Annotated in this window: 10 protein-coding genes and 1 pseudogene; 6 read left to right on the forward strand and 5 right to left on the reverse strand. The window is 67.0% G+C overall.

What is annotated here, in order from left to right; all coding sequences use genetic code 11:
* The first annotated feature begins 114 nt into the window (after positions 1–114).
* Entirely contained in the window at positions 115–1,209 is a 1,095-nt protein-coding gene (locus tag RZV17_RS00075; RefSeq protein WP_355606142.1) for a PA0069 family radical SAM protein, read from the forward strand.
* A 97-nt stretch (positions 1,210–1,306) separates the two neighbouring features.
* On the opposite strand, the gene RZV17_RS00080 is transcribed toward RZV17_RS00075, so the two are convergent.
* Together RZV17_RS00080 and RZV17_RS00085 are read right to left on the reverse strand one after the other, a co-directional pair.
* A complete protein-coding gene (locus tag RZV17_RS00080; RefSeq protein WP_355606145.1) occupies positions 1,307–2,008 on the reverse strand; it encodes a 2OG-Fe(II) oxygenase in 702 nt (233 codons plus the stop codon).
* A 194-nt stretch (positions 2,009–2,202) separates the two neighbouring features.
* Positions 2,203–3,543 carry an outer membrane protein transport protein gene (locus tag RZV17_RS00085; protein ID WP_104580361.1) on the reverse strand — a complete coding sequence of 447 codons (1,341 nt, stop codon included), beginning with the start codon at positions 3,541–3,543 and terminating at the stop codon, positions 2,203–2,205.
* Between the two features lie 218 nt (positions 3,544–3,761).
* On the opposite strand from RZV17_RS00085, the gene RZV17_RS00090 reads away from it, so the two are divergent.
* The 3 genes and pseudogenes from RZV17_RS00090 to RZV17_RS00100 all read left to right on the forward strand — a co-directional run.
* Complete coding sequence (locus tag RZV17_RS00090; RefSeq protein ID WP_039411667.1) at positions 3,762–4,454, forward strand: rhomboid family intramembrane serine protease; 693 nt, start codon at positions 3,762–3,764, stop codon at positions 4,452–4,454.
* Positions 4,455–4,551: 97 nt separating this feature from the next.
* A complete protein-coding gene (locus tag RZV17_RS00095; protein ID WP_047697057.1) occupies positions 4,552–4,872 on the forward strand; it encodes a DUF1820 family protein in 321 nt (106 codons plus the stop codon).
* Positions 4,872–4,970 (forward strand): annotated as a pseudogene (locus tag RZV17_RS00100) (D-2-hydroxyacid dehydrogenase family protein); the annotation flags it as partial. The gene RZV17_RS00095 and the pseudogene RZV17_RS00100, both read left to right, overlap by 1 nt.
* A gap of 306 nt (positions 4,971–5,276) precedes the next feature.
* Here RZV17_RS00100 and RZV17_RS00105 read toward each other — a convergent pair.
* Complete coding sequence (locus RZV17_RS00105) at positions 5,277–6,794, reverse strand: S41 family peptidase (RefSeq protein WP_355606147.1); 1,518 nt, start codon at positions 6,792–6,794, stop codon at positions 5,277–5,279.
* Between the two features lie 335 nt (positions 6,795–7,129).
* Positions 7,130–8,428, reverse strand: coding sequence for a murein hydrolase activator EnvC (locus RZV17_RS00110; protein ID WP_228334686.1), 1,299 nt, complete (start codon positions 8,426–8,428; stop codon positions 7,130–7,132).
* A gap of 97 nt (positions 8,429–8,525) precedes the next feature.
* On the opposite strand from RZV17_RS00110, the gene RZV17_RS00115 reads away from it, so the two are divergent.
* Both RZV17_RS00115 and RZV17_RS00120 read left to right on the forward strand, forming a co-directional pair.
* Positions 8,526–9,182 carry a hypothetical protein gene (locus RZV17_RS00115; protein ID WP_039411656.1) on the forward strand — a complete coding sequence of 219 codons (657 nt, stop codon included), beginning with the start codon at positions 8,526–8,528 and terminating at the stop codon, positions 9,180–9,182.
* A 55-nt stretch (positions 9,183–9,237) separates the two neighbouring features.
* Positions 9,238–11,058, forward strand: coding sequence for a M28 family metallopeptidase (locus RZV17_RS00120; RefSeq protein ID WP_184368417.1), 1,821 nt, complete (start codon positions 9,238–9,240; stop codon positions 11,056–11,058).
* Positions 11,059–11,341: 283 nt separating this feature from the next.
* Here RZV17_RS00120 and RZV17_RS00125 read toward each other — a convergent pair whose 3' ends face one another.
* A complete protein-coding gene (locus tag RZV17_RS00125; RefSeq protein WP_047697046.1) occupies positions 11,342–11,785 on the reverse strand; it encodes a PepSY domain-containing protein in 444 nt (147 codons plus the stop codon).
* Positions 11,786–11,987 lie beyond the last annotated feature (202 nt).

Below are 11,987 nucleotides of genomic sequence, written 5' to 3' on the forward strand. Positions count from 1 at the left end.
GCGGCGCTGCGCTGACCGCGGCGCCAACGCACCGTGCGGGCAGTGGTCTGAAAGCTTCATCGTGTTGAACGCCCGGTCGCGGCGGATGAGACACGACCGCCCTACGATGACGCGATGGCAAGCGCAATCAAGGGCCGCGGTGCGACCGGCCACCTGCCCGGACGGTTCGAGGTCACCACACCGCAGGCCGTGGACGACGGCTGGCACGTGGACGACAGCGAAGAGTTCGCTGCCGGTGTGTTGCGCACGCAGGTCACCGAGGAAACCGCGCGCAGCATCATCAGCCGCAACCAGTCGCCGGACATCGGCTTCTCGCAATCGGTCAATCCGTATCGGGGGTGCGAGCACGGCTGCAGTTACTGCTTTGCGAGGCCCTCGCATGCGTACCTCAATCTGTCGCCCGGGCTGGATTTCGAGACCAGGCTGTTCGCCAAGACCAATGCGCCGGATCTGCTGCGGCGCGAGTTGTCGCGACCGAGTTATGTGCCCAGCCCGATCGCGCTGGGCATCAACACCGATGCCTACCAGCCGATCGAACGCAAACGCGCGTTGACGCGCCGGTTGATCGAGGTGCTGTGGGAGACGCGGCATCCGTTCACGCTGATCACCAAGAATGCATTGGTCACCCGCGACCTGGACCTGCTGGCCCCGCTGGCGCGCGAGAACCTGGTCAACGTGCATTTCTCGGTGACCACGCTGGACCCACATCTGTCGGCCAAGCTCGAACCGCGTGCGTCCGCGCCGCATGCACGTCTGCGTGCGATGCGCACCCTGCACGAGGCGGGCGTGCCGGTGGGGGTGATGGCGGCACCAGTGATCCCGTGGATCAACGACCATGAGCTGGAAGCGATTCTGCAGGCCGCCGCCGAGGCCGGCGCCAGCAGTGCCGGATACGTGCTGCTGCGGCTGCCACACGAAGTGGCGCCGTTGTTTCGCGACTGGCTGCAGACCCATCACCCGCAGCGCGCGGCGCACGTGATGAGCACCATCCAGCAGCTACGCGGCGGCAAGGACTACGACAGCAGCTTCGGCACCCGCCTGCGTGGGCGGGGCGTGTATGCGGACCTGCTGGCGCGCCGTTTTACGCTGGCCCACCGCCGCGCCGGCTTCGACACGCGTGAGATGCCGGCACTGGACTGCAGCGCCTTCCGCCGCCCCGCTCCACCGGCCAAGCCGGTGCCGCAATCGCCGCAAGGCAGTCTGTTCTAGGGGCGGGGAATCGGGATTGGGGAATCGAGAATCGGAACAGCAAGAGCGGCGCTGCTGCGAATTGCTGTTGCCGTTGCGATTCCCTACTCCCGATTCCCTATTCCCCGCCGTACAAGGCCCCTGCCGACTGGAACAAGATCCAGCTGGTGGCGATGAACTTGTCGCCGCCGACCGGGCGGTTGCCGCGGTGGGTATGGGTGAAGGCGGTGGGAGCGATCAACAGGCTGCCGGTGCGCGGGCGCGCCTTGCGTTGCTGGAACAGGAATTCGGTTTCGCCCTGCTCGAATTCGTCGTTGAGGTACAGCGTCCACAGCAGGTGCCGGTGCAATGTGTCGGCACTGGCATCGCGTGGATACAGCTCGCAATGCCAGTACGGGTAGCCGCCCTGATCGGCGGCATACCACTGCAGATTGATCGCGCCCGGACGCAGGCAGGTGCGTGCCAGGTCACCCAGCGCCTGGTCGCTCATTTGCGCGATGTCTTCGGCCACCAATCGATGCGGGGTGCCGTCGGCGGTGGTGACCTGCAGCATCAACGGCGAGATCAAGGCCTGTGGATAGTGCCGCAGATAGCTCAGCACCCCGTCGAAGACCGCCTGTTGAAGGCGCGCTTCGACGTCTGCCCATTCGGCGATGCCGCTGATGCGCAGGTCGCGGCTGTGCTTGAGGTCTGGAAACACGCCACCACCGATGCGCCCGGGATGCAGGTGCTGGCTGTCGCGCATGCGGTGCACGATGGCCGCGCAATCGGCGCGCGAGACGGCGTTGTCGGTGACCTGGATGAAGTCGGGTTGGCTCATGCGCACGACCATAGCAATCTGCAGCACCCCTGCACAGCTCGCCTGTCCCCCATGCGCTGCCGCTACGTGTGTCGTGTTGTATTCGTGGACGAGTGACACCGGCGCACGGCCTGACGCCGCGTAGGCGCGCGCATCGCGACAAAAAAAACCCCGCCGAAGCGGGGTTTTTCAGCATCCAACGCGGGTTGCGACGATCAGAACTTGTAGTTGACCGATGCAGCCAGGATGTTGCCCTGCACATCATAGGTACCGGCCAGACGGTCGCCGGTGGCGCTGACCGTGTCGCTGGTCGGGTCGCTGACGAACAGGTGGGTGTAGCCGAAGTTGTACTCGGCCTGCTGCGACGGACGCCAGCTCAGACCCACCGACAGCCACTTGCGGCTGTTGTCGGGTACGCGCACGTCGCGGTGCTCGGCAGTGGTCGGGGTCTGGTCGAACGCCACGCCGCCACGCAGGGTCAGCGTCTCGCTCATGCGGTAATCGGCACCGATCGAGGCGAAGGTGGTGTCGCGGTACGAGAAGTCCAGCACGGTGTTGGGCTGGTTGGAGGCGAAGTCCAGCGTCACCTGGTCGAACTTGCTCCAGGCGGTGCGGGTGACGTCGGCCATGATCGACCACTGCTCATTCACGTTGTGCGTGAAGCTGGCGGTGGCGCTGGCCGGCAGCTTGACGGTGGCGCGGCCACTGGTGTCGATGAAGGTGCCTGGGGCGGCACGTGCGAACACGGCCGACGCATTCGGCGGGATGGTGAAGTCGACATCCGCGCCGGTGATCTTGTGCTCTACCTGCGAGCGGTAGCTGAAACCGAGGTGGGTGTTCTCGTCGATGCTGAACAGGCCACCGAGGGTGAAGCCCACTTCGGTGCTGTGGCCCTTCATCTTCAGCGAGCCGTCGGCGTTGCCCGGTGCAAAGCCCGGAACGCGCGAACGCGCCAGGATCGAGCCGGCATCCACTGCGTTGCCCAGTTCGATATCCAGGCGCTCGGCGAATACCGACGCACCGAAGGACACGTACGGGTTCACGTCGTAGGAGAACGCCACGTTGAAGTCGATTGCCTGCAGCTCGGTCTTGGTGCCGTGGTAGCGGCCGACCCAGTCACGGTCGTAGTCGGTCTTGAAGCCGAACGGCACGGTAAGCGAAGTGCCCAGGTGCATGTTGTCGTTCTCGCCGAACGGCACGTGGAAGTACATCGCCGGGACCGGCGCGATCATGCCGGCATCGCCGCCGTTGCCGCCGGACACCGGGGCGCCGTTGGCGTAGGTCGCGGTGTCGGGCTGGAACTTGGCCGAGAACTGGATGGCGCTGACGTCGGCCTGGAACAGGCGGCCGTCCAGCTGGCGCATGCCGGCCGGGTTGTTGACGATGATCGAGGCATCGTCCGGGGCGCTGCCCGAGCCTGCAAACGCGCGGCCCAGGCCCTTGGCGCTGTTTTCCTTCAGCTGAAATGCGGCGCCGTGCGCCTGGCCAACGGCCAGCACACCGGCAATCCCAACGGCCAGCAGGGTGGCGCGGCTAAGAGTGGAAGCGGTAGACATAAGTTGTAGCTCTCCGGATAAGGACTGCAATGGTCGGTTCAGCGCCCGCGCCCAGCACCAATCCAGTGCCTGGAGCGCGCCGGAGACCCCCCCCCGACATACGACGCCGTACGCAGTATACCCACGACGATTAACCGAACAATAACGACCGGCACGCTGAACGCGCCGGTGGGTTAGGGCTGGGTTCAGGACGATGGACCGGCTATTGTGCGTCTCCGATGTTCGTCTCCCTCCCCTCCCGCAAGAAACCCACCCCACGCTGGGCGGTGCCTTTGCTGTTCGCCGCGGTGTGGCTGGCCTATCTGTGGTCGATCAGCCGCCCCGGTGAAGCGCGCAATACGCTGTGGCTGGACTGGGGCGCATTGTCCAGTGGCGTCTCCAACCTGGGCGACTGGTGGGCGACCCTGCGCGACGGCAGCGTGCTGCGGTTGTTCACGGCGCTGTTCCTGCATGCGGACTGGTCGCATCTGCTCGGCAACCTGGTGTTCCTGTTGATCTTCGGGCTGCCGGCCGAGCGCATCCTGGGTCCGTGGCGATTGCTGCTGCTGTTCCTGCTCGGCGGGGCCGCGTCCAACCTGGCGGCGATCTTTGCGATCGGCACGCCGGACCGGGTGATCATCGGCGCCTCCGGCGCAGTGTCGGCGCTGATCGGCACCTATCTGGCGCTGTTTCCCGGCGCCAAGCTCGGCGTGGTGCTGCCGCTGGGCGTGTTCCTGGAATTCATCCGCGTGCCGGCACCGCTGTTGATCGGGGCGTGGGCGCTGCTGCAGGTGGTGTTTGCCTACATCGGCCCGGCCTTCGGCATGGTGGCGTGGTCGGCACACATCGCCGGCTTCGTGTTCGGCATCGTCTACGGGCTGTACGTGCGTGCGGCAATCGCGCGCCGCCTGCGCAAGCGCCACGGGTTCTAGCGCAACGCGCCCCCACGTGCGTGTCGGCGCGCTCAGCGCACGGTTGCCGACCACCTGGCGCTGCATGCACTGCAATGGCGCGCCTATAATCGGGCGCATGTCCAAGCCCCTGTACAAAGTCACCTTCCTCAATCACGGCAAGGTGTACGAGCTCTACGCGCGTGAGGTCACCGGCAGCCATCTGTGGGGCTTCAACCAGATCGGCGAGCTGGTGTTCGACGTGCACGATGGGCTGGTGGTGGACCCCACCGAAGAACGCCTGCGCGAAGAGTTCGGCAACACCAAGACGCTGCACCTGCCGATGCAGAGCATCGTGCGGATCGAAGAAGTGGAGAAGAAGGGCCAGTCGGTGATCCGCGACGCGGCCACCGGCGACAAGGTGGTCACTCCGTTCCCACTGCCGGGTAAACCGCGCTGATGCGCATCCTGGTGCCCGACGACTATCAGGGCGCCGTGTGCCGACTGCCCTGCCTGCAGCGGATGCAGAGCCATGATGTGCAGGTGCTGGGGGCGCTGGCCATCGCGCGCTGATGCGGTTCATGCGTGGCGAGTGGGCTCACGTCAGCCGATGACACCGGCCCATGAGATCGGGCGGCGCAGACAGAGCCACGGGTCTACGCGGACGTTGAGCGCGGATGACGTTGAGGCGGCGCCGTACCCATGCCGCTGGTCATCCGCGCACCATTGCGCCCGCTACGAACCGGAGTGATCGCGCAAGTTGCGTGCATGTCCGGGCAGGTGACGAGGCATGAACACGTGCGCATTGCAGATTCCAATGCGCAGGCGGGCATCGGCCGACCTGCGCTTGCACCAGCTCGCCGCTTACTTGGCCGGTTCGACCGGAGCCGGCGTGTCTGCCGGCGGTGCCGGGTCCGCGGAGGGAGCGGGCTTGGCTTTCTCGGCGGGTTCTGCCGGCTTGGCCTTGTCGGTCGCCGCCGGGCGCGGCGCTGCCGGCTTCGCCTCGGAGGCGGGCTTGGTCGCTGCCCTGGCCTTCTGGGCGGCCTGGGCCTTGGCCTTGCGGGCCGCTTGCGCCTTGGCCGCCGAGCCGGGCTGCTTGAGTTCGGCCAGCGCCGCGGTGATCGGGCCGTCGCCCGGCAACACATCGCCGGCGCTGTAGCCTTCTTCGCCCTCGTCGTCGCCACGCAAATGGCCGGGCAAGGTGGCTTCGCTGTAGTCGGTCAGGCTGGCCGGCACATCGGCGTCGCCCGGCTGCGGTTCGGGGGTCAGAAGCACTTCCGGCACGATGCCGCTGGCCTGGATCGACTTGCCGCTGGGCGTGTAATAGCGCGCGGTGGTGAGCTTGACCGAATCGCCGTTATCCAGCGGCAGCACGGTCTGCACCGAGCCCTTGCCGAAGGTGCGGCTGCCGATGATGCGCGCGCGCTGGTTGTCGCGCAGCGCGCCGGCCAACACTTCCGAGGCGCTGGCCGAGCCGGCGTCCACCAGCACCACCACGGGTGCGCCGCCGAGCAGATCGCCCGGGGTGGCGTCGAACTTGGCATCGCTGATGGAGATCCGCCCGCGGGTGCTGACGATGTTGCCCTTGTCGAGCAGATCGTCGGCCACCTGCACCGCCGAGGTCAGCAGGCCGCCCGGGTTGCTGCGCAGGTCCAGCACCAGGCCGCGCAACTTGCCGCCGGCCTGCAGCTGCTTGAGGTTCTTCTGGAAATCGGCACCCGTATCGGCCTGGAAGGTGCTGATGCGGATGTAGCCATAGCCGGGCTCCAGCAGCTTGCTGCGCACGCTGGCCACGCGGATGGTCTGGCGCTGCAGGGTCACATCGAAGGGCTTGGGCGCCTTGTCGCGAACGATGGTCAGGGTGACCTTGCTGCCGGATTCGCCGCGCAGCGGCTCCATGGCCTTGCTGGCATCGATCGGCTTGCCGTCGATGGCCACGATGACATCGCCGGCACGGATGCCCGCGCGTGCGGCCGGGGTGTCATCGATCGGTGCGATCACCTTGAGCGTGTTGTCCTGCTGCTGCAGCAGCTCCACGCCTATACCGTCGTAGGCGCCGCTGGCCTGCTCGTCGAAGGCCTCGGCGTCTTCCTTGTCGAAGTAGGTGCTGTGCGGGTCGAGATCCGATAGCAGGCCACGCACGGCGGCGTGCATCAGCTTCTTGTCTTCGACCGGGTCCACGTAGGCCTGCTTGACCGCGTTGTACACCGCCACAAAGCGGCGGATCTCGTCCAGCGGCACCTTGGAGACGGCGGCTTCATTGGCTTCCGGGTCGTCCGCAGTGGCCTGGGCAGCGGCGGCGGCGGGACGGGCGGTCTGCGCCCAACCAGGCGACGCGAACAAGGCCAGCGACAAGGCAACGGACAGGACGGCTACGCGCATGAAGCACTCCGACAAAGAAATAAGACGCCCCGTACGACGGAGCTGACCGATTATGCGCGAAGCAGCGGTAAATCCGCGTTGAATCGCGCGCCGGCCACGCCGGTAGTTCGACAGCCGCCAGCTGGCAAGGCAGCGCAGCATCGGAGGACGTCGGCACCATCGTGGAGACCACGGCATCCGACTGACGTGGTGAACCTGCATGCTGCCGACACGCCGACACGCCGACACGCCGACACGCCAGGCACGTTGCCCGCGACAGCGATGTGTCGGTAAGCGATGTCCCGGCGAACGCCTGGCTATCGTCGTGCGTCGCGTGCTGCTGCTGCGGCCAAGCACTACCGCCGTTGCAACCAGCTCGAAGGATCGACCGGCTGGCCATTACGCCGCAATTCGAAGTACAGCGCCGGCACGCCCTGCCCGCCCGAGCTGCCGACCTTGGCCACCGCCTCGCCGCGCTTGATCGCTGCGCCGGCGTCGCGCAACAACGTGTCGTTATGCGCATACAGGCTCATGTAGCCGTTGCCGTGGTCCACGATCAGGATCATGCCGTAGCCGGTCATCCAGTCGGAAAACACCACGGTGCCGTCGGCCACTGCGGTCACCGTGGTGCCCTTGGGCGCGCCGATCAGCACGCCCTTGCTGGTGTGGCCATCGGGCAAGGTGGCATTGAAGCGTGCCAGCAGGTTGCCCGACACCGGCCAGCTCAGCCCACCGACCTTGGGCGCCGGTGCAGTGGCGACCACCTTGGGCGGCGTCTTGCCGGGACGCTCGGGGCGCTCGGTTTTGCCGCGCTTGGCCTGCGCGGCGGCTTCGGCAGCGGCGCGTTTGGCGGCGGCGCGACGCTCGGCCTCGGCCTTGGCGGCAGCCGCGCGCAGGTTGGCCAGCAGCTGTTCCAGCGATTTGGCGTCCTGGCCCAGCGCCTTTTCGCGTTCGGCGCGCTGTTTGTAGCGATCGTCCAGCTGCGCGACCGTGGCCGCCTGCTGCGAGCGGTCCTTCTGCAAGGTGGCGGCCTGGGCCTTTTGTTGCGCGCGCGCGGCATCCAGTGCCTGGCGCCGGGAGGCGATGTCCTGTTCCACCCTGGCCAGGGCATCCAGCTGCGTGGCCAGCGCCTGGATGCGCTGTGCGCGGGCGTTCTGCACGTAACGGTGATCGGCCAGCATGCGGCTGGCATCGCCCACCGTGTCCTGCGACAGCAACACCTTCAGCGGCGCGTTGCGACCGACCTGGTCGGCTGCGCGCAGCAGCGCCGCCAGCTGCGCACGCTGCGTCTGCAGGCCACGCTGCAATTGCGCGCGGTCCTGCTGCAGCGTGGACAGGCGCTGCTCCTGTGCGCGCATTGCCGCTTCGGTGTCGCTCAGGGCACGCGCGGTCTTTGCCACCTTTTCGTCGGCCTGGCGCAGTTGCTGGGCCGCGGTGCCGCGCTTGCCTTCCAGCGCGCGCCGATCGGCGCTGATGGTCTTGAGTTCATCGCGCAGCTGTTGCAGCTTGCGCTCGGTCTCGCGCTGGCTTTGCGCCGCCACTGCGCCGCTGCCCAGCAGCGTGCACGCCACCAGCGCGGCTGCCAGCCAATGGCGCGCGCAGCCAATGGCTGGGGCAAGCGATGGGCGCGGCAGCGGGACGGGCAACGGGGGCAACGAAAGATCCAGTGACTTCAGGCAGGTGCGCGATTGTAGCCACCCATGGTGTGATCACCGCCACGCCCCAGACAGCCGCCACCGCGCGAGGTTCAGCATGAAGCCCCAATCTCTTCTCCTGGCGTTGTCCCTGCTCAGCACGAGCGCCTGGGCCGACGAGGACATCAGCAAGGTCAATGGCCGCATCAGCGCCGAACCTGGCCGCAGCTACGGCGATCTGGAAACGGTCAACGGTTCCATCGAGGTGGGCGCCGGTGCGCAGACCAGGGACGTGGAGACCGTCAACGGCGGCATCCGCATCGGCGAGAACGCGCGCACCGGTGGCGTGGAAACGGTCAACGGCTCGATCACCGTGGGCCAGAAAGTGACCGTGTCCGGCGGATTGGAAACGGTCAACGGCAGCATCCTCACCGAACGCGGCAGCCAGATCAGCGCTGGGGTGGAAACCGTCAACGGCAGCATCGGCCTGGTGGCAACCGAACTCGGCAAGGGGATCGAGACGGTCAACGGCGACATCACCGTCGGGGTGGATTCGCATGTGCGCGGCGGCATCAAGGTGACCAAGCCGAACTTCGGCTTTTCCTTCAAGCCGGCGCGCAAGCCGCGGGTGGTGATCGGTCCCAAGGCCGTGGTTGACGGACCCCTGGAGTTCGAGCGCGAGGTCGACCTGTACGTGCATCGCACCGCCAAGGTCGGCGCGGTCACCGGCGCCACCGCGCGCAGCTTCGATTCGGACGTGGCGCCCAAGGACTGACGCGCTCACCACGCGCACGCTCTAAGATCGGAACTCCGTCGCACGAGGAGTTCCGATGCCCCGCAAGATCCTGTTGTGCCTGGCCGCAACCCTGGCCCTGGCCGGTTGCAAGCGCGACGCTGCCGACACGCCGGCCACACCGGCGACGCAAACGCCGGTGGACACCGCACCCAGCGCACCGGTCAGCCGGCACGCGTTTTCGCCGGAGCTGACCGCCGGCGACTTTGCCGAGCTGGTCAAGACACTGGCTTCGGACGACTTCGAAGGCCGCGGCCCGGGGACGCCCGGCGAAGAAAAGACCGTGACCTACATCCGCGACCAGATGCAGCGCATCGGCCTGCAGCCGGGCAATGGCGACAGCTGGTTCCAGGACGTGCCGATGGTGGAGACCACCGCCGATGCGGCCACCGCACCGAGCCTGCGCAGCGGCGAGCGGACCCGCACCCTCGCCTTCGGCACCGACATCGTGGTCGGCACCCGCACCGGCCAGCCGGAGGTCAAGCTGGACAACAGCGAGCTGGTGTTCGTCGGCTACGGCGTGGATGCGCCCGAGCAGCAGTGGAACGATTACGCCGGTCAGGACTGGAAAGGCAAGACCGTGGTGATGTTCGTCAACGACCCCGGCTTCCACACCGGCGATGCCAAGCTGTTCGACGGCAAGCGCATGACCTACTACGGGCGCTGGACCTACAAGTTCGAGGAAGCCGCGCGCAAGGGCGCGGCCGCCGCGTTGATCGTGCATGACACGCCCGGTGCCAGCTACGGCTGGGACGTGGTGAAAAATTCCTGGTCCGGCCCGCAATACGACCTGCCGGCCAAGGACGACCCGGACCCGCGCCTGCCGGTGCAGGGCTGGATCAGCGCCGACACCGCCAAGCAGCTGTTCGCCAATGCCGGGCTGGACCTGGCGCAGGCCTACAAGGACGCCAGCAAGCGCGGCTTCAAGCCGGTGCCGTTGAAGGCCAGCTGGTCGGTGGACCTGAAGAGCACCATCGCGCAGAAGACCTCGCGCAACGTGGTCGGCGTGCTGCCCGGCAGCAGCCATGCCGACGAGGCGGTGCTGTACATGGCGCACTGGGACCACCTGGGCAAGCATCCGGGCGAAAGCGGCGACAACATCTACAACGGCGCGGTGGACAACGCCACCGGCGTGGCCGGGATTCTGGAAATTGCCGATGCGTTCGCGCACCAGGACCCCAAGCCGGCGCGCTCGGTGGTGTTCGTGGCGGTGACGCTGGAAGAATCCGGCCTGCTCGGCTCCAAGTACTACGTGGCCAACCCGAGCTTCCCGCTGGACAAGATCGCGGCGGTGATCAACCTGGATGCGATGTCGGTGGCCGGGCGCGCGCGCGATGTCACCGTGGTCGGCATGGGCAGCTCGGAGCTGGAAGACATCCTCAAGCCGATTGCCGCGATGCAGGGCCGCACCCTGCACGCCGAAGCCACCCCGGAAAGCGGCTCGTACTTCCGCTCGGACCACTTCAACTTCGCCAAAGCCGGCGTGCCGGCGCTGTATGCCGATGGCGGCGAAGACCTGCGCGAGGGCGGCACCGCTGCCGGACGTGCCGCGGCCGAGGACTACGGCCGCCACCGCTATCATGCCCCCGGCGACGAATACGACGCAGCCACCTGGAAGCTGGACGGCACCATCGAAGACCTCCAGGCGGTCTACGACGTCGGCAAGGAGGTCGCCGCCGGCGAGCGCTGGCCCAACTGGTATCCCGGCAACCCGTTCAAGGCCGCCCGCGACCGCATGATGGCCAACAAGCCAGCCGCAGGCACGGCCGCGGAGGCCGAACAGGCCGATGGCGACGCGGACGCAGCGCGCGCGAACACGCCAGGCGCGAAATCGAACGACACCGCGCCTGCCCGCTAAGCCCTTTGGATGCGCTGCCGGCCCTGCGGCGGCGCATGGGTGGCAAGTATCTGTGCGGCAAATGGCCAGTGTGTGCCGCCAACGCAAAGGGCCTCCCGATCGGGAGGCCCTCTTTTACAGCGACTGCGTGCGCATTGGTCGCAACCGTTCGCAGGCTGGCGGCTCAGTCGCCGCTAACAAAGCGGCTAGGCGGCCTGGCTGTCGCATCGTGCACGCTGCACCTTGCAACACCGCACCGCCCTACCCGCTCAAACGCCTACGCGTCGATGCACGTTGAGCGTGCTCAGTCGTTATCCACGCTGACCACATGCCCATCGTCGGGGTCGACGTGCAGCTCGACCTTTTGCCCGTTGCGCTTGGCGTCGGCCTTCCACAAGCCGTCCTTGAATTTCAGGTCGTGCACGTCGGCATAACCGCCGGTGGACAGCGCGGCGCGGACATCGGCTTCGCTCAGGCGCGAGGTGGTCTGGTCGCCATACACACGGCCAGTCACCGGGTCGATGTGGACATCCACATCCTTGCCGTCGCCGCTACGGGCATCGGCCGTCCAGACACCGTGCTCGAACTTGACGTCGTGCACCTTGGTGTAACCCTTGGCGGCCAGCATGCTGGTGACTTCGTTGGAAGTCAGTGCCTTGGCCGGCTTGGCGGCCTCCTGTGCGACGGCGCCTTGCGAAACGAGCGCCAGCGCGCCGATCAGTGCGGTGGTCATCATGCGATGTGCCATGAGAGGCTCCTGCTGTGAAGTGCCGCCATGCTCGCCGCGGGCGGATCGTGACAGGGTGAAAACCCGGCCTCTTCCATGCGGGAAATTCAGTTAACTGACATCACCATGGGCTGTTTCACCTGCCCTGCACTGTCGATTTACATCCCTGCGCCTGGCGGATTTGCCGAGCGGGTTTCCGTCACTTCAGCATGCCCAAAAAAGC

Source organism: Xanthomonas cannabis (assembly GCF_040616535.1).
GTDB classification, from domain to species: Bacteria; Pseudomonadota; Gammaproteobacteria; order Xanthomonadales; family Xanthomonadaceae; genus Xanthomonas; species Xanthomonas cannabis.

What these genes read in the sequence shown, in the direction of transcription:
- RZV17_RS00115 (WP_039411656.1), top strand. Translation starts at nt 8,526, where the DNA reads ATGAAGCCCCAATCTCTTCTCCTGGCGTTGTCCCTGCTCAGCACGAGC.
- RZV17_RS00105 (WP_355606147.1), bottom strand. Translation starts at nt 6,794, where the DNA reads ATGCGCGTAGCCGTCCTGTCCGTTGCCTTGTCGCTGGCCTTGTTCGCG.
- RZV17_RS00075 (WP_355606142.1), top strand. Translation starts at nt 115, where the DNA reads ATGGCAAGCGCAATCAAGGGCCGCGGTGCGACCGGCCACCTGCCCGGA.
- RZV17_RS00125 (WP_047697046.1), bottom strand. Translation starts at nt 11,785, where the DNA reads ATGGCACATCGCATGATGACCACCGCACTGATCGGCGCGCTGGCGCTC.
- RZV17_RS00080 (WP_355606145.1), bottom strand. Translation starts at nt 2,008, where the DNA reads ATGAGCCAACCCGACTTCATCCAGGTCACCGACAACGCCGTCTCGCGC.
- RZV17_RS00095 (WP_047697057.1), top strand. Translation starts at nt 4,552, where the DNA reads ATGTCCAAGCCCCTGTACAAAGTCACCTTCCTCAATCACGGCAAGGTG.
- RZV17_RS00085 (WP_104580361.1), bottom strand. Translation starts at nt 3,543, where the DNA reads ATGTCTACCGCTTCCACTCTTAGCCGCGCCACCCTGCTGGCCGTTGGG.
- RZV17_RS00120 (WP_184368417.1), top strand. Translation starts at nt 9,238, where the DNA reads ATGCCCCGCAAGATCCTGTTGTGCCTGGCCGCAACCCTGGCCCTGGCC.
- RZV17_RS00090 (WP_039411667.1), top strand. Translation starts at nt 3,762, where the DNA reads ATGTTCGTCTCCCTCCCCTCCCGCAAGAAACCCACCCCACGCTGGGCG.